General features: G+C 52.0%; 18 protein-coding genes, 1 tRNA gene and 1 pseudogene. 11 read left to right on the forward strand and 9 right to left on the reverse strand.

The annotated features are described in order from the left end of the window. Positions 1 to 4 precede the first annotated feature (4 nt). From grdD to DB847_RS02395, 5 genes and pseudogenes are all read left to right on the forward strand, one after another. Positions 5 to 1,138 carry a glycine/sarcosine/betaine reductase complex component C subunit alpha gene (gene grdD / locus DB847_RS02375; protein WP_108649275.1) on the forward strand — a complete coding sequence of 378 codons (1,134 nt, stop codon included), beginning with the start codon at positions 5 to 7 and terminating at the stop codon, positions 1,136 to 1,138. 265 nt (positions 1,139 to 1,403) lie between these two features. Then, positions 1,404 to 2,695, forward strand: a pseudogene (locus tag DB847_RS26485) (glycine/sarcosine/betaine reductase component B subunit). Between the two features lie 11 nt (positions 2,696 to 2,706). Next, entirely contained in the window at positions 2,707 to 4,005 is a 1,299-nt protein-coding gene (locus DB847_RS02385) for a glycine/betaine/sarcosine/D-proline family reductase selenoprotein B (protein ID WP_108649276.1), read from the forward strand. A gap of 54 nt (positions 4,006 to 4,059) precedes the next feature. Next, positions 4,060 to 5,370, forward strand: a complete 1,311-nt coding sequence (locus DB847_RS02390) for an amino acid permease (protein WP_108649277.1) — start codon at positions 4,060 to 4,062, stop codon at positions 5,368 to 5,370. A gap of 27 nt (positions 5,371 to 5,397) precedes the next feature. Beyond that, entirely contained in the window at positions 5,398 to 5,802 is a 405-nt protein-coding gene (locus tag DB847_RS02395) for a GrdX family protein (RefSeq protein ID WP_108649278.1), read from the forward strand. Between the two features lie 59 nt (positions 5,803 to 5,861). Here DB847_RS02395 and selB read toward each other — a convergent pair whose 3' ends face one another. From selB to DB847_RS02415, 4 genes are all read right to left on the reverse strand, one after another. After that, on the reverse strand, positions 5,862 to 7,655 hold the full coding sequence (gene selB / locus DB847_RS02400; protein WP_108649279.1) for a selenocysteine-specific translation elongation factor: 1,794 nt from the start codon (positions 7,653 to 7,655) through the stop codon (positions 5,862 to 5,864). 138 nt (positions 7,656 to 7,793) lie between these two features. Continuing rightward, positions 7,794 to 7,885 (reverse strand) — tRNA-Sec (locus DB847_RS24170). A gap of 713 nt (positions 7,886 to 8,598) precedes the next feature. Beyond that, complete coding sequence (locus DB847_RS02405) at positions 8,599 to 9,003, reverse strand: H-NS family histone-like protein (RefSeq protein ID WP_108649280.1); 405 nt, start codon at positions 9,001 to 9,003, stop codon at positions 8,599 to 8,601. 749 nt (positions 9,004 to 9,752) lie between these two features. Continuing rightward, positions 9,753 to 10,883 carry a 1-acyl-sn-glycerol-3-phosphate acyltransferase gene (locus tag DB847_RS02415; RefSeq protein WP_199911821.1) on the reverse strand — a complete coding sequence of 377 codons (1,131 nt, stop codon included), beginning with the start codon at positions 10,881 to 10,883 and terminating at the stop codon, positions 9,753 to 9,755. Positions 10,884 to 11,090: 207 nt separating this feature from the next. Here DB847_RS02415 and DB847_RS02420 point away from each other — a divergent pair, with 207 nt between their 5' ends. Next, complete coding sequence (locus DB847_RS02420; RefSeq protein WP_108649283.1) at positions 11,091 to 11,315, forward strand: YheU family protein; 225 nt, start codon at positions 11,091 to 11,093, stop codon at positions 11,313 to 11,315. A gap of 322 nt (positions 11,316 to 11,637) precedes the next feature. Here DB847_RS02420 and DB847_RS02425 read toward each other — a convergent pair whose 3' ends face one another. Then, on the reverse strand, positions 11,638 to 12,060 hold the full coding sequence (locus DB847_RS02425) for an OsmC family protein (protein WP_108652889.1): 423 nt from the start codon (positions 12,058 to 12,060) through the stop codon (positions 11,638 to 11,640). A 244-nt stretch (positions 12,061 to 12,304) separates the two neighbouring features. On the opposite strand from DB847_RS02425, the gene crp reads away from it, so the two are divergent. After that, the gene (gene crp, locus DB847_RS02430) at positions 12,305 to 12,943 is read left to right on the forward strand and encodes a cAMP-activated global transcriptional regulator CRP (RefSeq protein ID WP_108649284.1); all 639 of its coding nucleotides are present in this window, start codon (positions 12,305 to 12,307) and stop codon (positions 12,941 to 12,943) included. Between the two features lie 46 nt (positions 12,944 to 12,989). Here crp and DB847_RS02435 read toward each other — a convergent pair whose 3' ends face one another. From DB847_RS02435 to DB847_RS02445, 3 genes are all read right to left on the reverse strand, one after another. After that, complete coding sequence (locus tag DB847_RS02435) at positions 12,990 to 13,850, reverse strand: NAD(P)-dependent oxidoreductase (RefSeq protein WP_108649285.1); 861 nt, start codon at positions 13,848 to 13,850, stop codon at positions 12,990 to 12,992. A 191-nt stretch (positions 13,851 to 14,041) separates the two neighbouring features. After that, positions 14,042 to 15,970: an ABC transporter ATP-binding protein gene (locus tag DB847_RS02440; protein WP_108649286.1), complete on the reverse strand. Its 1,929-nt coding sequence runs from the start codon at positions 15,968 to 15,970 to the stop codon at positions 14,042 to 14,044. A gap of 85 nt (positions 15,971 to 16,055) precedes the next feature. Then, positions 16,056 to 16,730, reverse strand: a complete 675-nt coding sequence (locus DB847_RS02445; protein WP_108649287.1) for a CatB-related O-acetyltransferase — start codon at positions 16,728 to 16,730, stop codon at positions 16,056 to 16,058. A gap of 248 nt (positions 16,731 to 16,978) precedes the next feature. Here DB847_RS02445 and DB847_RS02450 point away from each other — a divergent pair, with 248 nt between their 5' ends. From DB847_RS02450 to DB847_RS02460, 3 genes are all read left to right on the forward strand, one after another. After that, the gene (locus tag DB847_RS02450) at positions 16,979 to 17,173 is read left to right on the forward strand and encodes a YheV family putative metal-binding protein (protein WP_108649288.1); all 195 of its coding nucleotides are present in this window, start codon (positions 16,979 to 16,981) and stop codon (positions 17,171 to 17,173) included. 161 nt (positions 17,174 to 17,334) lie between these two features. Continuing rightward, the gene (locus DB847_RS02455) at positions 17,335 to 17,919 is read left to right on the forward strand and encodes an FKBP-type peptidyl-prolyl cis-trans isomerase (protein ID WP_108649289.1); all 585 of its coding nucleotides are present in this window, start codon (positions 17,335 to 17,337) and stop codon (positions 17,917 to 17,919) included. A 145-nt stretch (positions 17,920 to 18,064) separates the two neighbouring features. Beyond that, complete coding sequence (locus tag DB847_RS02460) at positions 18,065 to 18,820, forward strand: substrate-binding periplasmic protein (RefSeq protein ID WP_108649290.1); 756 nt, start codon at positions 18,065 to 18,067, stop codon at positions 18,818 to 18,820. A 117-nt stretch (positions 18,821 to 18,937) separates the two neighbouring features. Here the strand turns inward: DB847_RS02460 and DB847_RS02465 are convergent, their stop codons facing one another. Then, positions 18,938 to 19,348, reverse strand: a complete 411-nt coding sequence (locus DB847_RS02465) for a hypothetical protein (protein WP_159084342.1) — start codon at positions 19,346 to 19,348, stop codon at positions 18,938 to 18,940. A gap of 337 nt (positions 19,349 to 19,685) precedes the next feature. On the opposite strand from DB847_RS02465, the gene DB847_RS02470 reads away from it, so the two are divergent. After that, complete coding sequence (locus DB847_RS02470) at positions 19,686 to 20,348, forward strand: hypothetical protein (protein ID WP_108649292.1); 663 nt, start codon at positions 19,686 to 19,688, stop codon at positions 20,346 to 20,348. Positions 20,349 to 20,387: the final 39 nt, after the last annotated feature.

Below are 20,387 nucleotides of genomic sequence, written 5' to 3' on the forward strand. Positions count from 1 at the left end.
TCACATGGCGCACACAGATATCTATTTGGCCGAGCTGCTCGAAGATATGGCCGGTGAACTCCAGGGCGGCGGAGGCAAGGTGCTGAGAATTGGCCTGACGACTCTGGACAGTGAGCATGGTAGCAGTGAGCTGATCGAGGCGGCAGTGCGAGCGGCCACCCCTGGCTTGCAGCCGGTATTGATTGGGGAGGGAGCCGACTCCGGCTTGCCTCATTATCCGGCATCTAACCTCAATGAGGCCCATCGCACCATGGAGCAGCTGCTCCAAAGCGGTGAGATTCATGGAGCCGTCACCCTGCATTACGCCTTTCCGCTGGGGGTAACCACCATTACTCAGATTGATGCTCCGGCGACGGGGCGCAAGATGGTGCTGGCTTCCACCACAGGATCTTCGGCGACCGAGCGTAAGGCCGCCATGCTGCGTAATGCGGTGTTGGGGACGGCACTTGCCAAGGCGAGTGGTGTATCCGAGCCTTCTCTGGGGATTTTGAATGTCGAGAGTGCCCCTCAAGTGGAGCGAGGGCTGAGCCAGCTGGCTGAAGGGGGATACCCGCTCCAGATGGCGGGATCCTCCCGCGCCAATGGGGGTGCCCTGATGCGCGGCAACGATCTGCTGCAGGGCTCTCCGGATGTGATGGTCGCAGATTCCCTGACCGGTAACCTTTTGGTGAAGCTGTTCTCCGCCTTTAATACCGGCGGGGGATATGAAGCCACCGGGGTCGGCTATGGCCCGGGCCTGGGCGCCGGAGTCAAACATCCGATCTGCATTATCTCGAGAGCCAGTGGCGCACCGGTTATTACCAATGCCCTTGGATTCTGCGCCCAGCTGGTGAGAGGCGATCTGATTGGCCATCTCAATCGTGAACTGGCGTTAGCCGAGCGGGCGGGGCTGAGTGAGCTTTGTAAATCCCGCCAGGTGCAGGCTCAGAGTGAGGAGAGTGTCGCAGAGCCTGCGCGTAAGACGGTCAACTCTGAGATCGGTGGCATCGATATATTGGAGGTTGAAATTGCCAAGCTAGCCTTGTGGAAGGCGGGGATCTATGCCGAAACCGGCATGGGTTGTACCGGGCCTGTGTTGCTGCTGAACCGGGATGATGAATCTCAGGCGCGGGAGTTAGTGAAGGAGTTTACAGGTTAGATTCTGGGGATATTTCAGCCTGAGGCAAATCACCGACACGCAGTGAATCCGTCCGTGGATGCTCTGCTATAGCATCCCTGCTATAGAAGGTCGGAATTTGCCTGCAGCCTGAACTCCAAATAGTGAAGCTAACCCTAAGGGTTTAGACGGGAATTAGAGGCGGGAGCCTCATGTAAAAAGAGGATGTCTGAGGCAGTAATTTGAGGCTGCTGAAGGCATCAATGGATTGCTCTTGATAGCCGTAAGGCACTTAAAGGAGTAGAAGATGAAGTTAGAAGTCGGGTATATCGACATCCAGGACTTCGCATTTGGCGAAAGCAATGGTCTTAAGGATCGCCGCCTGGTGATCAACAAAGCCGAGTTGGGTGCATATCTTAAAGAGCTGGATCATCGGATCTGCGAGTTGGAGCTGGATATTGTCCACCCGGGTGAGTCGGTACGGATCATGCCGGTCAAGGATGTGGTGGAGCCGAGAGTCAAGGTTTCCGGTGATGGCTGTATCTTCCCGGGACATGCGCTGGGTGAAGAGTCTATGGTGGGCGAAGGACGCACTCATGTCCTCAAGGGCGTCGGTGTCGTGACGACCGGGCGCGTGGTGGGCTTCCAGGAGGGGATCATCGACATGTCTGGCCCGGGTGCCGACTATACGCCTTTCTCTAAGCTGATGAACCTGGTGGTACGTGCCGAGGTTGAAGATAGCTGTAACCAGTATGAGCATGAGGCGATTTTGCGCCGCATCGGGATGGAGGCAGCACGCTGGATTGGTCAGTGGGGGCGGATGCCCAGCCGGATCGTCTCAAGCGTTATGAAACCAAGCCTATTATCGAGCAGGCTGCCCAATATCCTAACCTGCCCAAGGTTGGCTACATCTACATGCTGCAGAGTCAGGGCTTGCTTCACGACAGCTACTACTACGGGGTCGATGTGAAGGGGATGCTGCCTACCCTGATGTATCCCACCGAGGTGATGGATGGTGCTATCACCAGTGGTAACTGTGTATCGGCCTGTGACAAGAATACCACCTATGTTCACCAGAACAGCCCGGTGATCGAGGAGCTTTTAGAGCGTCACGGTATCGATTACAACTTCATGGGCGTCATTGTCACCAATGAGAATGTGACCCTGCGCGATAAGGAGCGCTCCTCTAACTTTGTCACCAAACTGGCGAGCCAGCTCAGCCTGGATGCAGTGGTGATCTCAGAAGAGGGCTTTGGTAACCCCGACGCCGATCTGATGATGAACTGCCGCAAGCTGACCGATGCCGGCATGAAGACCGTCTGCCTGACCGATGAGTATGCAGGTCGTGGTGGTGAGAGCCAGTCACTGGCCGATGCACACCCACACGCAGATGCGGTGGTGACTGCGGGGAATGCCAACCAGGTGGTGGTGCTGCCGGTGATGGATCGGGTCATCGGCCACTCTCAATATGCAGATACCATTGCCGGTGGTTTTGACGGTAGCCTGCGTAGCGATGGATCAATCGAGGTTGAGATCCAGGCGATCACCGGGGCGACCAGTGAACTTGGATTCCATAATCTGACCACCAAAGCGGGTTAAGGGAGAGAGATATGAGCATTAAAGTAATTCACTATCTGAACCAGTTCTTTGGTCAGAAGGGCGGTGAAGAGGTGGCAGACATGCCTCTGGAGCTGCATGATGGCACCATAGGACTGGGCGCTCAGCTCAACCAGGCGATGGGCGATCAGGGTGAGATCATCAAGACAATCCTGTGTGGTGACTCCTATTTTAACGAGAACGAGTCCCTGGCCAGTGATGGGATCCGCGAGCTGCTGATGCAGTTCCAGCCCGATCTGGTGGTTGCGGGTCCCGCCTTCAACGCGGGTCGCTACGGGATGGCCTGTGGTAAGGTTGCCGAGATCGCCAGCGAGCTTGGGATCACTGTCATCAGCGGCATGTACCCTGAGAACCCCGGCTACGAGATGTATCGTCCCTTCATGTATGCCGCTGAGACCGGCAATAGCGCCGCATCGATGCGCAAGGCCCTGCCAGCGATGATCACCCTGATCCAACGCTTCATTCAGCACGCGGGCGATATGGGTGACCCACAAACCACCGGCTATATGCCACGCGGGGTACGGGTGAACTTTTTTGCGAAGGAGCGGGGCGCCAAGCGCGCGGTCAATATCCTGTGCCAGAAGCTCAAGGGTGAGGCCTTTACCACAGAGTATCCGATGCCTGTCTTCGATCGGGTTGAGCCTCAGCCTCCGGTGCTGGATATGGCAACCGCGACCATAGGCCTGGTGACCTCAGGTGGTGTGGTACCCAAGGGTAACCCTGATCGCATCGAGTCTTCCAGCGCTTCCAAGTATGGAACCTACTCCATTGAGGGGCTCAGTGAACTGACCGAGTCGACTCACGAGACGGCGCATGGTGGTTATGATCCCGTAGCTTGTAATGCCAACCCGAACCGGGTTCTGCCTGTAGATGTGCTGCGGGACATGGAGCGCGAAGGTCGAATTGGCCGCCTGCATGATACCTTCTACACCACGGTCGGTAACGGAACCTCGGTGGCAAATGCTAAGAAGTATGGTGCCGAGATCGCGATGAAGCTGCAAAAGGCCGGGGTGACCGCCGCCATATTCACCTCTACCTGAGGCACCTGTACTCGTTGCGGTGCAACGATGCTCAAAGAGATCGAGAGAGTGATGCCAGTGGTTCATATTGCAACCGTGGTTCCTATCTCCAAGACGGTCGGTGCCAACCGAATTGTACCGGCGATTGCGATTCCTCACCCCCTGGGGGATCCTAAACTGGATGCAACGGAGGAAAAGGTACAGCGTCGCAAGCTGGTTGAACAGGCATTGAACGCCCTGTCAACTGAGATTAGCGAACAAACTGTCTTCTAAAACCGAGGGGGCTAGCGTATGCTAGCCCCCTTTTCCTTCCCGGAGGACTTCGATATGAGTCATTCTCAGGAGTCGCAGTGTTCTCTTGATTCCACCATCCCTGCTAACCATCCGGCGACATCGAGCTCTATTTCTCGCTGGAACTCCGTAGATACACGCTGGGCTCTAACCCTGTTTGGAACCTCCTTTGGAGCCGGCTCTCTGTTTATGCCCCTGGGGCTTGGAGCCTGGGGGATCTGGCCCGTTATCATCTGTGCGTTTTTGGCTTTTCCCATGGTCTACCTTGCGCATCGTGCTTATACCCGGTTGTCTCTGTGCTGTAGCAGTAGCAGCGGGAATATTAACGATGTGATTGCCGAGCACTTTGGGGTGACGGCGGCACGCTTGTTTGTGTTGTTCTACTTCGTGGCTGTCTATCCGGCGCTGGTGGTCTATGCGCCTGGTATTGTCAACGTGGTGATCACCTATATGCAGCATCAGCTGGGGATCGCGGATCCCTCAAGAGTTTGGGTCAGCTTTGTGATGGTCGCCCTGTTGCTTGGGGTCTTGATCACAGGACGTAACCTGACCCTCAGGGTCTGTCAGTTTTTGGTGATGCCGCTGATTGTCCTGATGACCCTGCTCTCATTTTATCTCATTCGTTACTGGCATCCCGAAGCATTGGGGGTGATCCCTCCTGTTGGCCATAGCCTGGATATAGTGATGACGGCCCTGCCACTGGTGATCTTTGGCTTCACCTTTGCGCCCGCCTGCTCGGCCTTTGGTCAGGCTTATCACAAATCAGAGGGGAGTGAGCAGAAGGCTGAGCGTAAGACCAGCCTTATCATGCGTCGCACCACCATCGCCCTGGTGTTTGTGATCATGTTCTTCTGCTTCTCCTCAATGATGGCATTGGATCCTGCGCAGATTGGACCGGCGAAGGCCAGTAACCTGACGATTCTGAGCTATCTCGGGTTGGTACTGCATGATGGCGTACTGGGAGAAGTTGTTCCCTTCGTGGTGTTTGCCGCGATCGCCAGCTCCTTTTTCGGATTTTACCTGGGAGCCCGGGAGGCCCTGGAGGGGGTTCTGCTACATGGTGGACGGACTCTGTTTCCAAAGTTAAAGGCTGAGAACCGAATTTTGCAGTGGGGGATGAATCTCTTTTTCTTCCTGTCACTCTGGTATATCGCGGCGGTAAATCCCAATGCGATCTCGGTGATCAGTAACTATTGCGGACCGTTTCAGGCGGTGATCATGTGTTTGATCCCTGTCTATGCCACCTATCGGGTTGAGCGTCTCAAACGCTATCGTGGATGGTCTAACGCCTTTGTGGCCCTGGTTGGCCTGGCGACCGTCTTTTCATTTATCTATTCACAGTTGTAACTGGGCTTGCCCTTAGGATAGGGAACGATGAACTATTTTGTGATAACCAATAATCCTGCGGTTGTTGAGCGCTTTTCTAAAACCTCTGAGCGGGATGTTAACCGGGCGGAGCTGGTGGTCAGGGAGAGCTTTCGCGATGTCCTGTGTGAGTGTCGGGATCGGATCCATAGCGGTGCCAGACTTGTCTCCCACCCTCTAAGCGGCAGTGTGAAGCCCTGGGAGACGCCCTATCGCTCCGTGCTGCTTAGCCCGGGGACTGAGCTTGATCTCTCATCGGTTGAGACCATTGAGCAGGCGATGGAGCGCTACGATACCCTGGTGAATCAGCATACGCGGCGGGAGTATCCTGAGCAGGTTTACCAGGATTTTCAGATGGTGGACGCCAGCTTGCTGGAGAGTGCAATCAGTAGCCTGAGAAGTGCTTTTCTTTAATCCCTGCTAATTTCGATCAAGCTTAAAAGAGTACGCCCTCCCGGGCGTACTCTTTTTCTTTAGTCTGCGATAACTTTCTCGCTGAGGGTTTTTAGCACCACTCGCTCGCTCTCATCTCGCCGAACCCAGCCATCTTGCTCGATGCGGTTGAGCAGTGGGATCAGCTGCTTGCGGGCAAGTCCGGTGGCCTCGCGGGCCATTGCAATTGAGAAGCGCTCATCGGGCTTTCGGCCTTTGAGCAGCCGGCTGACAAGCTCAAGATAGCTCTGCTGATCAAAGTAGATCTTATCCTGAGTGTGCAGAATCAACGCTTCACGGGTGAGTAGCCGCAGATTTTTTTGCAGCCCGGGAATCGATGCCTTGTTTGCTTCAAACCCCTGAGTTCCCGCCTGAAAAATCAGCTCAAACAGCTGCTGGGCCTCCTCGGGCAGCGTGTTGAGATTCTGCCCGCCTCCCACGGAGCAGGTTTCGCCACTGCGGCTGACTTTTCCCTGCTCAATCAGTTGAGCGACCAGGATTTCGATGATTGGCATCGGCCAATGGGTCTTACTGGCCAACTCCGGCAGGCTGGAGCTGCCATGGGCGCTTTCCAGCAGCTCAAACAGGCGGCTGCTGCCACTGTCTAAGAAATGGTGACTGACCAGGTACTCACCAAACTGTTGGCTGGAGAGGATCTCAGAGTCCTGTCCTGGAGCCCGGGTAAAGCCGTGAAGTTTTAGCTGCAGGCTCGCATAATCGGCCTGGGTTAATTGGGCGGGAAGGCTTTCAAGCATAGATTGCAAGCGGGCTCTATCCTGGCGGGCGACGCTCTGGCTCCAGACCAGCTGACCGGCACCTATGATCTGCGATCCGCCATGGCGGATCAGCACAATTCGCTGTCCCCAGAAACAGGCACAGGGGGTGGTTAACTGTAGCCTTGCCAGCCTGCCATCTCCCAGCAGATAGAGGCGAGCCAGGGTGTGTGCGGTGCCGATTGCAACCTCAATCTCACACTGCCTGCGCTTAAGCTTGAGAGGGTTTTCGATGCGGATCAGCAGATCCGAGGAGGTTTCACAGGCAGCCTTGATATCATGCAGGCAGGCACCCCTTTGAAGCTCTCGCTTCTTGACTCCCTTAAGGCCGATTGCCACCCGGGACACAGAGTCTACCGATTCACGGTGTTGGTGGTAGGCGTGCAGGCTTTTGATCTGGACCCGCATCCCCTGGGGGGAGAGGTTGAGCTGGTCGCCGATCTTGAGAGAGCCGCCACACAGGCTTCCGGTGACTGTGGTACCAATGCCGTTAATGGTAAAGATCCGATCCACATAGAGATGGGGAAGGGGGAAAACAGGCTGGCGTTCAACTTCATCCAGGGTTCGCTCAATGGTTTGTTGTAGTTTGTCGATTCCCTGCCCGGTCAGGGAAGAGACGCAGACGCTCTGGGGCAGCAGATCCATCTGTTCGATGAATTGCTCCAGTGCCTGCTCTTCGACAGCGACAAGCTCCTGAGGAGTTACCAGGTCACTCTTGTTGATGACCAGGATGATATTATTGATCCCGAGGGAGGCGATGACCTTCAGGTGGTCATGAGACATGGCTGACCAGCCCTCATCGGCAGCGACCACAAACAGCACCAGATCCAGGCTCCAGACCCCGGCGACCATGTTGCGGATAAAGCGCTCGTGTCCCGGGACATCAATGACACCAATTTTGCGACCCTGATTGTCATTAAAGTGGGCAAACCCCAGGTCAATGGTCATTCCCCGCTGCTTTTCCTGGGGAAGATGGCTGGTTTCTATTCCGGTCAGGGCGTGGATCAGGGCGGTTTTTCCATGGTCAACATGGCCTGCGGTTCCGATAACAAAATTATTCACAACTACTCCTTCAGGTATGACTTAAGCGCAAGACTTTCCTGTTGTCACTGAATTATTTTGGCGAGGCAGATTGATGGCCGATGGCTTCGGGGATGGTGTCTTGTTTAGGCTCAGAACCAGGGATTTAGGGTATGGTATTGGCGGAAGAGGCAGGAATCGAACCTGCCTCAGCCGATCGGGCTGACATCGGTTTTGAAGACCGAGGAGACCACCAGATCCCATCAACTTCCGCATCTGGGAAGGACTATAGAGGATCGGTTGGGTGAATAGAAGAGTCCGGTCCCGGTGAGTTTTTGAAAAAAAGAGCTCTATCACATAATTATTGAAAATTGCGCAAAACCTCAACATTAACTCATTTGCTTCGATTGTTTAGGAAGAGCTCAGCGAAGTGAGACGTGGCTGGTTGATTTATTTTTTCTACGAAGTGGAGGGGGAGGACAGATTGTTTGCCATATCGCATTTTAAAGGTAAGTTTTGTGAGCTGAGTCGACATTCTGTTTTTGTTTTTGTTTTAGGTGTAGGCTGTTTTTTGAACAGTGGCGGGCCTAAAGCTGAGTGACTCGCTTCTGCCCAGGTATCAGATTCTTTGTTTACTGGGCAAGTTTCTGAGAATGAAAAGTGTGTTAGTAAGTTGAAAGACTATCACCAATCTTGCACAGGTGGCTTACTGATTATCTGTCGCTTATTATATATGCTAGCTGTGGATGCTGTTGGCTTGAGTTGCAGGCTTATCAGGAGATATTACGGATTTCTGCAATCCCTTGTTATATCTGTAATCGGAAATTTTGCTTTCTAGGGAGAGAGGCGATAATCAATTGCAGGTATGAGAGGGGATTTATACAACAGTAAGGAGAGGAGTTTTTATTAAACTTATATCCGATTAATAAAGGAGCCGAGAGGCTCCTTTATCGGGTATTATCATCAGCAATTTAATTGCTAACGATTACTGGATCAGGAACTCATCCATGCTGCGGCCTTCATCCAGAGCACGCTGGATAGGAGCTGGTTTGCGGCCCTGGCCGGTCCAGGTCTTTTCCTGGCCATTGTCGTCCCAGTAGCGGTATTTCGCCGGGCGAGGAGCGCGCTTAGACTTAGTCTTTGTTTTGGTTTCAGTCAGACCAGACAGGTCGGTCAGGTCAATACCATCAGCTTCCATCATCTGCAGGTATTCGTTAATTTTCTGCTGACGAGCCTCGCGCTCCTGACGAACAGAGGCTTCGGATTCTCTGCGCTCATCGACGATAGACTGCAGCTTCTCCAGACCCTCTTCTAACTGCTCCAGAGTCAGGTCACGACAAGTTGCACGAAGGCTGCGGATGTTTAATAAAACCTTGATGAAATCAATCATAATATTCCTACCCAGTTAATTATCTCTTTGCATATACAATATATAGTCAAGCATAAAAAAAAGTCCATTTAAGATGTCGACTAAATTGCTAATTTTGATTTGTTCGTTGCTATTTTTGTTATCAGTCTGTCGAATTCAGCCTGTTGCGCCGACAACGATCAGCACAAGAATACACGAGTTATTTTATGCTATCAACAATTAGTGCTATTTCAAGACAGAAGCTGTTTGCTCAAAGCTATAATGATTAAGTCCGGGTTAAGGTTCTGGTAATTGTGACAAATTGTGACAGTTTTCTGAGCGTTGGCATATTTAGGGGATTTAACAAGAGTCCTGCGATGCTTGCCTTAGGAGTTCCCCTGCTATTAGAGACCGCACAGCTATCTTAGCGGAGATTTAAATAGGAGGATTCCCTTATTTTAAAGTCGTCGGGAAAATATCGCACTCAGGATTTGCAGATTTATATAATGATCATCTTCACTATTCCTGATGATTCTGCCTGGGGTGTTTATAAGAGTAAATGGATGCTCGCGACCGATCTTAGTTTGGGTCTTTATCTATCTTTCAGCTATCCGCTTATGCTCCTTGACTCCGGTTTCGAAGATATTTCAAATACGAAGTCATTGCTTCGAAAGATCTTCTGTGAATGAGAGAGGATGAAGCGAGCGCTTCGGCTGGTGCTGTGTTCACTGAGGGATGCAAGCCTTTATAGAGCATCCTTGCGGATGCCCTATAAAGTATAAGCAGGGCTATCAGGAGGAGGGAGGAGTTTCCTGATACTGCTGCTGGTTCTGCAGGGGTTTTGCATACATGCTGAGAACCTGTTCCCTGAGATCCTGTGGGATAGCGGCGATATGCTGATTGAAGCGCGAACGATCTTCGTGGGTGATATCCGTATGATCCTCCCCTGCGGCCAGGTAGTTGCTGGGGAACAGATGGTAGTTTTTGTGGATCGCCTCATCGATGGCTGCTGCCAACTCATCGGCGCCCTGGTAATCACCAGTCATCTGCTCGCCGAAGGCGACATGGATGCGCCCCTTGAATCCGGAGATCCCCTGGGCGATGCTGCGAATATCCTCCAACTCACTCTTTTGGTAGCTCCCTTCCCGGGCTATGGCGAGTAACTCGTTAGCCTTGGCTGCATCTCCCGGGTCATATTCATAGGAGATCGAGACCGGCACCAGGTTGAGTGAGCGGATGTAGTCAGCAAAGGGTACTTTTTGCTTTTTGCCGTTCATATAGAACATCTTGAGGATCGCCGGATCGGTTTGATCATCGCCATCCTTAGCACGTCCCTCTTTCTGGGCAATCCAGATCGAGTGTTTCCCCTCAATCGAGTGGCGGATATAGGCCGAGAGTTTGTCAAAGGCACGCATCATTTCACGGGGGCCTTTGGCCGAGCGTCTGACAATAAAGCTCTTATTCAGACGCATCAGTGCCGTTGCGTAGTCGGTCTTTAACAGGTTGTCGCCGATGGCGATCCGTACCGTATCCATCCCTTTACGGTGCAGCCCCAGATTGACAAAGGCGGGATCCATTGAGATATCTCTGTGATTCGAGATAAAGAGGTAGGCCTTGCTGGGATCCAGTCGGTCCAGTCCTGAGTAGGTGACGCCATCGGTGGATGAAGCGATGATATGCTCCATATAGCGTTCAACCTCAAGCTGGACCTGATAGACGCTTTCGAAGCCACCCCATTTCTTTTTCAGGTAGAGGCTGATCAGAGGCCGAAGTAGCCAGGGCGCGGCAGAATAAAGCTTTGGATATCGGTATTTTGCGACGACAGAGAGAAATTCCCGATCATGAATAATATCCTTAATCGCTGATTTTACTTCGTCATCATTGTAGGGACGGATATCACTAAACTGGTCCCCATCGGTCACTGTTTGCATTGGATTGTATTTTGCCGCTGTTGAAATGGAGGGTGAAAAAGGAGACATTTTACACGCTTTGGCTGTCAGATCTAACGCTTTACGCCCGGGGATGTCGGATTATTAATCGACGAAAGGAAAAGCTGGCGGCCGATGAGCAAGCTTTTTAAAATGGGTGAGCTTTAAATGAGTCAATATCAATGATGATGGGAGTGGTTGATGATAGTACCCTGGCAGGAGCTTGATCCTGACACTCTGGAGAATCTCCTGCAATCTTTTGTATTGCGTGAGGGAACCGATTATGGAGAGCAGGAGCTTAGCCTGGAGCATAAGGTTGAGCAGTTAAAGGAGCAGCTAAAGCGCAAGGAGCTGGTACTGGTTTACAGCGAGTTGCACGAGTCGGTGAACCTGATGCCTGCCGATGCTTTTTCTGAGAAGGATTAGGCTCTGTTGACGTAACAGATTTTGAACCTGTTGCCCCTGAAAATGCTCTGTTCGCGACGCGAATCATGAAGTTTAGTTGTTCTAAATGAGTGGTGAGCAACAATGAACAGGGCTTTTTTCAGGCGCAACCCGTAGAGCAGTGGCTATTTTCCCTCCCAGCGGCGTTATCAAATGTTCATGTAGAATAACTACACCACACGTTTTCTGCCTTGCTGGTCGAAAAAATTGCCAACTGCAGAACCAAGTCCGTTATGTCAACAGAGCCTAATAGAGAGGCTGTAAGTACAGCCTCTTTTGGATTCCAGTCTTCAGGCGCTAGTTATCAGACAGTCTGTTGTGGGGCGAGTTGTTCAATCACATAGCTGTGGCTGATGGTGAGTGCTTTTTCCAGCATCAGCGAGACACTACAGTATTTTTCCATCGACAGCTCAACCGCCCGGGCGACCTGTTTTTCACTCAGCTTGTTCCCCGTGACAATAAAGTGCAGGTGAATTTTGGTAAATACCCGGGGCGTACTGTCGGCGCGCTCGCTGTCGATTTCGACCTGACAGTCGCTAATCTCCTGACGAGCTTTTTGTAGGATAGAGACCACATCAATGGTACTGCAGCCTCCGGCCGCCATCAGTACCATCTCCATCGGGCTTGCGCCGTTCCCCGGATTGGAACCATCCATGATCAGGCTATGTCCGGACTCAGTAGTGCCCTGCATCTGCATCTCATCTATCCATTTAACCTTGGCTTTCATCTTGTCTCCATTGGCATAGTGTGGTGAATTGCTATAGGATATGGGCGGCCCGGCAAATTCTACCTTGGCGGCACTAAAGGACGAGGCGAGCACAGATTGCTCCTGCCAATATAAATCTTTTAATACCTACACGCAGACATCTGTCAGGCTGGAAGCCATTTTAGCAACTTTTAACTCAAAAGATGCAGGACCTCTCTCAGACCGAGAGTCGTTGTGCAGCATAATCGAAACGAGAGGGAAACCGATGGTAATTGGCAAACCACAAAGCGATCCAACCCTGGAATGGTTTTTGTCACACTGCCATATTCACAAGTACCCTGCAAAAAGCACTCTGATGCATGCAGGCGAAAAAGCAGAGACGCTTTACTACATAGTAAAAGGCGCCGTGGCAGTTCTCATCAAAGATGAAGATGGCAAAGAGATGATCCTCTCATACCTCAATGAGGGAGACTTCATCGGTGAGATGGGGCTTTTTGAAGAGACTGAGAGTCCGGAAAGAACCGCTTGGGTTCGTTCTAAGACGGCTTGTGAAGTCGCAGAGGTCTCCTATAAAAAATTCCGTCAATTGATTCAGGTTAACCCTGAAATTCTGATGCGTCTGTCGGGACAGATTGCAAACCGTTTGCATACAACCAGCCAGAAAGTCAGTGATCTGGCATTTTTGGATGTGACCGGACGAATTGCGCAAACCCTGCTTAATCTGGCCAAGCAGCCAGATGCGATGACCCATCCGGATGGAATGCAGATCAAGATCACCCGCCAGGAAATTGGCCAAATCGTTGGCTGTTCTCGCGAGACGGTGGGAAGGATCCTGAAAATGCTGGAGGAGCAGAACCTGATCTCGGCTCATGGTAAGACCATAGTCGTATTCGGAACCCGCTAATCCATTGCAGAAAGGGCCACATTCGTGGCCCGATTTTTAGGCCAGATTAACCAAGGTTCTTGATCAGGACCGAGGTATCACAGTGGCCATAACCCGCCTCGATCAGGCTCTGATAATAACGATCAACCAGCTTAGTGATCGGTAGCTCCACTCCCAGTTTTTTTCCTTCCGATAGACAATAACTAAGATCCTTGTGCATCAGCTCAATGGCAAAGCCAAAGTCGAACTCGCCCTGGCCCATGGTGACGGCACGATTGTCCAGCTGCCAGGATTGAGCGGCACCGCCTCCCAGTACCCTGGCAATAGTCGGGATATCCAGCCCCGATTTCTGAGCCAGGGTCAGCCCCTCGGAGAGTCCCTGAAGAATACCGGCGATGCAGATCTGATTGACCATCTTGCAGCGCTGGCCTGAACCCGGGCCGCCCACGTGGGTGACACGCTTACCATAGCTACTCAGGACAGGCTCAACCCGGCTAAAGGCATAAGGCTCTCCCCCGACCATGATGGTGAGCTTACCCTGCTCGGCGCCACTCTGGCCTCCGGAGACCGGGGCATCCAGGTAATGAACCTGATGCTGCAGGCAGTATTCTGACATCTCTTCGGCAAGGTGTGCTGAGGTGGTTGTGTGATCAACAATGATGGTGCCGGGTTTGAGTTCGCTGGCGATCCCTCTGGGGCCGGAGATCATCTGGCGAACATCCTGATCCTTTCCGACACAGAGCATGATGCAGTCTGCATCTTTTACGGCTTGTCGGGCTGTGTCGGCAACCGGACCGCCATATTCGCTCACCCATTTCTGTGCCTTGGTTTCGGTGCGGTTATAAACCGTGACCGGATAGCCCGCCTGGTGAAGGTGCCCCGCCATGGGGTAGCCCATCACGCCCAATCCTAAAAAAGCGACCTGCATCCTTTTTCTCCGTCGATAGATGAATTGAACTGCGCCCAATCTATTGGCTTTTTCGGGGATCTACAATGATCAATTGAAAAAATTGATGAACCGGCCTTCAGAGGGCTGGTCAAGGTAGGAAAAGCCCAGAGAGGAGGCTTCTGTTTTGGGCGCTTCTCTCTGGACCTTTGTGTCGGCGGGATTTTGCCTGATTAGCTGGCGCTGAGTTGTGCCTCAAAGGCTTGCTGCCTGGCATCTATTTCATGCTCAAGCTCCAGCCACTCTTCTTCGTGTTGTGCGAGGGCCTGCTGGCTACGGGTTCGAAGATCCAGGGCCTCCTGGAGCTTCATCTTATTGGCTGGCTCGTAGATATCCGACTCTGCCAGCTGTTGTTCAATGCTTTCCAGCTGGCTCTGCTCCTTGTCCATCGCTTTTTCCAGCTGTTGCAGGCGTTTCTTCAATGGGCCAATCTCACTGCGAAACTCAGCCTCCATACGCTTGCGCTGTTTTCGATCCAGGGTCGGCTCAGGGCTGTTTTGCTCGGGCTGAGATTTAGTGTTGTTTTTGGTTGCAGGATCGGTCAGCCAGCGATAGTAATCATCCAGATCCCCATCGAATGGGCTTACCCTTTGGGCATTGACCAGATAGAGCTCATCGGTGACCGAACGCAGCAGGTGGCGGTCGTGAGAGACCAGCACCAGAGCACCCTCATAGGCCTGTAGTGCCAGGGTCAGGGCCTGACGCATCTCCAGATCCAGGTGGTTGGTTGGCTCATCAAGGAGCAGCAGATTCGGGCGCTGCCAGATGATTAAGGCCAGCACCAGGCGTGCCTTCTCACCTCCGGAGAAGGTTTCAACAGGCTCGAACACCTTATCACCACTAAAGTCAAAGCCACCCAGGTAGTTTCTCAGTTGCTGCTCGGTTGCATTCGGAGCTAGCAGCGCGAGCTGCTGCAGCGGCCCCATGTCGACCCGCAGGGTCTCAAGCTGGTGCTGCGAGAAGTAGCCGATGCGGACCCCGGGGCTCAGGGCCAGTTCACCATTTTGCGGGGCAAGCTCCCCGGCCAACAGTTTGATCAGAGTGGATTTACCGGCACCGTTGCGCCCCAGAAGGCCGATGCGGCTACCAGGGATCAGGCTGAATTTCACCTCTTCTAGGATCGGCTTGTCGAGTTGGTAGCCTGCCGTTATCTGCTCGAGTTTTAACAATGGATTTGGCAAAGAGGGCGCAGGTTTAAACTCAAACTGAAAGGGGGAGTCCACATGGGCCGGGGCGATTAGCTCCATCTTCTCGATTGCCTTGAGGCGACTTTGAGCCTGGCGGGCCTTACTTGCCTTGTAGCGGAAGCGATCCACATATTTTTGCATGTGGGCAATGCTGCGCTGCTGCTTTTCAAACAGGTGCTGTTGCTGAGAGAGTTTTTCTGCCCGTTGCCGTTCATAATCTGAGTAGCCACCCTGATAGAGGTTGAGCTGGTTGTGCTCAATATGCACTATCTCTTCGATGATCTGATCGAGAAAATCCCGGTCGTGGGAGATCAGGAGCAGGGTGCCGGGGTAGTTGTTTAGCCAGTTGCCCAGCCAGATCACCGCATCCAGATCCAGGTGGTTGGTTGGCTCATCGAGCAGTAGCAGATCGGAGCGGCACATCAGGGCCTGAGCCAGATTCAGGCGCATTCGCCATCCCCCGGAAAAGGCGCTGACCGGGTTCGCGAGCTCGGCATCGGCAAAGCCTAAACCATGCAGCAGGGTCGCGGCCCGGGCCTTGGCACTATAGCCGCCAATGATCTCAATTCGGGTGTGCAGCTCGGCAATTTTGTGGCCATCATCGCTTCGCTCGGCTTCGGTAAGCTCGCGCTCCAGTTGCCGAAACTCCCGATCGCCATCGAGAACATAATCCAGGGCGCTACAATCGAGTGCAGGAGTCTCCTGGGCTACACTGGCGATCTGCCAGTGGCGTGGCAGAGAAAGTTCGCCGCTGTCTACAGAGAGTTCGCCTCTGAGCAGGGCGAACAGGGATGATTTGCCACAGCCGTTTTTACCCACCAGGCCAACCTTGTGCCCGGCATGGATAGTGAGGTTGGTTTGGTTGAGCAGTCGCTCTGTACCTCGGTAGAGGCTGATATCACTTAGGGTGATCATAGGTATTCCAAATCTTATCAGGGATGCGCCACGCCAGGCATTGTGCAGTAATGGTGCACTATTTGCGAGCCTGGCGTGAATTCATTTATCGACTACGCTTGGTGGCACTCTTTTCATACGCCAGGTGAGCTTTCTCCAGCTCTGATACGCAAGCCTGCTGAATAAAGGGAAGCAGTTGTTCTATCTTCTCCTGAGGCCAGTTCCACCATTGGAGCTGTTGCAGTTTAGCTATGTCGCTCTCACTAAAGCGCTTTCGGATCTCCTTTGCCGGGGTGCCGGCAACCAGGGTATAGGGGGCGACATTTCGGGTGACCACGGCGCGGGCCGCGATGATGGCTCCATCCCCTATACTGACTCCGGGCATCAAAAGGGCCTGGGTTCCGATCAATACATCGTTGCCGATCCGGGTATCACCTCGGCTTTCATAGCTTCGCTCGAGGGCTTCCGGCTTCAGGAAGGGATAGGTGCTGATAAACTCCTGATTATGAGTGTGATTGCCTCCCATCAGGATAATGACACCGGCTGCGATCTGCACATAATCCCCGATATACAACTTGTCGATGGGCCACTTTGGCTTCCAGCCGGTTTGGGGATCCCGGCTGTAGCGATCGCCATGGAGGTAGCGTACCGCGACATCTTCAAATCGGCCATCGTAGTAGCCGCTGAAATAGCTGTGAGTACCCTGAAGGATGATATTCGGGTTGGTGACTCCCTGGTGCAGGTATTCAAACCGGGACCAGTGGGGGCAAAGATTTTTCATGGTTCTGTCCTATATCTGGTTGATTAAAAAAATAAACAATTGATGGATAGATCTATCCTGTACCGATTTATCGGCAGATATAGGGGAGCAGGGCGCGCAGGCAAAAGCGCAGCGCAGATAGCGCAAGCATGAAGTGTCTCTTTATCATGCTGCTATCCTAGCTCAGGATTTAACCTGTGAGCAAGGGAATATTGTGCGAGAGAGTGAATCGGCTATGATGAGCCTTTGATCATGGTAATGGAGGCAGGATGCAAAGGGAATCAAGGTGGCGCTTTATCGCCGGTGCCAGCTGTCCAAAGTGCGAGAAGCTTGATGGCATGCAGTACCGTGATGGCGAACAGGGCCAGGAGATGCGTTGTGCATTTTGTGACTATCAGCAGCTGATGGATGAGCCGTCAAGCCAAGAAGCCCCGGCTCAGATGATCGGCGTTTTTAAGCCCTGAAAGGGCTCCGGATGGCTAGTTGTGGTATGCCCCTGCATTTTGGCTTAGAATAAACCCCGGGTAGGCAAACTAATTCCCTGTGTAAATGAACCTGTCTACCTGAAGGCCCCCTGGGGGCCTTACTCCTTTCCCTTATCAGAGAATTTCTAGCAGGCCTAACCATGAAAGTATCAGAGCAGAGCGTTGTCACCCTTCATTACAGTGTGAGCGATAAACAAGATGAGTTGCTGGACAGCAATATGGATGGTCAGCCTTTGATCTATCTGCATGGCAGTGGAATGCTGGTTCCGGGCCTTGAGCAGGCGATTACCGGACGAGTTAGAGGTGATAGCTTCAGCGTTGAGCTTGAGCCAGCACAGGCCTATGGCGAGTATGTTGATGGGCTGCGTCAGCAGATCCCGGGCGATGTATTCGATGGCATGGAAGTAGCCGAGGGTGATCGCTTCATGGCACAGACCGACGATGGCGATCTGCCGGTCACAGTCGTTGAAGTGGCTACCGATTACGTTGTTGTGGATGGAAACCATCCATTAGCGGGTGAGCCTCTGAAGTTTGAAGTGATGATCAAGGATGTTCGCGAGGCGACCGAAGAGGAGCTGGCTCACGGGCATGTGCATGGTGCCGGTGGCTGTGGTCACCATCATGAAGAGCACCATGGCTGTGGTGGTCATGGTAAGGGCGACGATCACCAGTGTTGTGGCGGTAAGGGCGGCCATGAGGGCTGCTGTGGTGGCAAGGGTCACTAATTTACCCTGAATTTGAGAAAAGCCGGAGCTAATCGCTCCGGATTTTTTGTATGTGCAACCAGGCCATACTGGTCCAAAGCCGCAAGTTACATACGTTAGCATCGCCTAGACTTACTGAAAGGGAACAGGAGCAAGGGATTGTTCGATGCGACTTATTGTTATTGCTTTGATGATGGCAGTTGTTTCGCTTTCTTCGGCGGCTGACAAGAGAGTTGAGCTGAGTGTCGGTGAATTTCCTCCCTATATTTCTGATTCCCTTCCCGAAAAAGGGATCCTGGCAGAGCTTGTAACCCAGGCATTTGGCTACAGTGGATATCAAACCGAGTATCAATTCTACCCATGGAAGCGGGCGTTTCATCTGGCCAGAGGGGGAGTCAGTAATGGCAGCCTGATGTGGATGAAAAGTAAGAAGCGGGAAAATAGTTTTTACTTCAGCAGCCCGGTTTTTTATCTGAATCAGAACTTTTTCTACCTTAAATCTCGTTTCCCAAATGGATTTGAGTGGAACAGCATGAAGGATCTGGATCAATATCATATCGGCGGAACCCTGGGATATTTTTATGGAAAAGAGTTTGAGCAAGCTGAGAAGGAGTTACTGATCCATGTGCATCGAAAGAGCAGTGATAGCATCAATTTCATGCGTTTGCTTGAGGAGAAGATCGATCTCTTCCCGATCGAACTCTGCGCAGGTTATGCCCTGTTAAGAAAGCTTTATCCGGACAAGTTACAGTTGTTTGCTCATAGCTCTGAACCGATTAACTCTTCACCACGGTATGCTATCTTTCCTAAGCTGCGTTCCGACAGCCTGGAGTTACTTAAGGCCCTGAATCATGGTTTATCCAAAGTTGATCTGACCAAGGCCCAGACCCGCTTATATCTGAGCTGTATTCCTGAAGAGTAGCGCCGCTCTCTGGTTTGGGAGTTTAGGTTTAGGACTTTTAAACCCCTCTCAGATGGCTTATCTGAGAGGGTTACCTTATAGCATTGGAGCTACTCAGAAAGCAGTGCACAATTAGATCTACTTTTGCTGTTGGGCGTCGGTAAGCTTATCTAAACAAGCTTGGTAGGCTTCATCGTAATCAAAATAAAATCTCAAAATGCTTTGCTCTTTGAACACGATATCGGCTGCAAAACGTTGCATTTTACTCGATAAGACGATGGCAAATAGGACGCAGCTATTCTCGCAGCACCAATCGGTAATGGCATCGTTTGCCGATTTTGCATCTGCTGATGACATCTCCCACTGGCGACCATCATGTAGGATAACCCAGGGGGATTGAATACCTTCGGAGCTTTCGAATAGGGTTTGTTTTAACTCTTCGAGATAAGAAAAGCTGGCCTCTGTATTGGTTGGTCCGATCACCTCTGAATACAAAAGCCTGCCTTCGAAGTGCATGGACCAACTGCCATGAATATTACGTGGTGCCATTGATACATCCGACTTTATTCATGAGATTTTTATGTAGTATAGCCAGAAGTGGGGCGTATCCTCCTAAACAGCTGAGCTTTCCACTCCTGATCACAGTAACGCAAAGGCAGCAGCTTTTTGAGGAGTGTGTTGAGAGGGGGGCCTTGTGTTGCTGTTGCCCAAAGGCTTTCTGGTGATTCTTCTCTGGCTCAGACAAACCTCAATAGCAAGACCATACCTGAGTAGTATCTTCCTTGCTTCGGCATTCACTGATGAAGGAGTGGCAGTGATAGTGCTCTGAATTTATGGTCGATTGTGTAATTATCTGCCTGAAGCGCAACAGGGTTAAGGATGAATAGTGAACTTAAAGTATTTGATGATATGGATTGGCGTGCTGTTTTCTGGGATGGCTTTTGCTCAGGGGGAGAGTTGCCCTAAGGGCTCAATTTATTACCAGCAAGCAGATAAAACCTACTGTGAAGCCCAGCAGCTCTTCTTTAAACAATTTGGGGTAGAGGGGATCAATCGCGTTCCTCTGGCTGAATTCAAGGAGATACCTCAGTACCAGGCTGTCTATCGGGATAAAGGGAACTCCATAAAAAGCCGCCAGTTTATCCGGTTTAATATGCAGCACAATGATGGAGTGGTCGGTAAGGATTACCTGATTCTGCCAATTCTCAGGTTTGGTCAGGATCAAACTAAGACAACCCCCTACCGGGCACCCTTGTTATCCGTGGATCAGGCTTTGGTGTATCGCATCAAGTCGATCAAGAACAATATCAGTTACCAGCAGCTTACTGATTGGGTAAGACAAGGCAAATTTAATTTCCATTCGAGCGTGACAGGGATCCATGATGTGGATTCACTGATCCACAGCATAGTAGATGTGCGCTACGCCAAAAGCCGACCGGACCTGATTCGTCAGCAAAGGTATGACAAGGGGGTCGGGATCGTCTGGTTTGAGCTGGAGGGCTATTATGATCCGGCGCAAAACAAGGTTGTTTATCTTAAACATAGTTAACAGTGGCGTCTGAGGTTTGTCCCTCAAGCGTGATCCGGA

Origin of the sequence: Dongshaea marina (assembly GCF_003072645.1) — a bacterium.
GTDB lineage: Bacteria > Pseudomonadota > Gammaproteobacteria > Enterobacterales > Aeromonadaceae > Dongshaea > Dongshaea marina.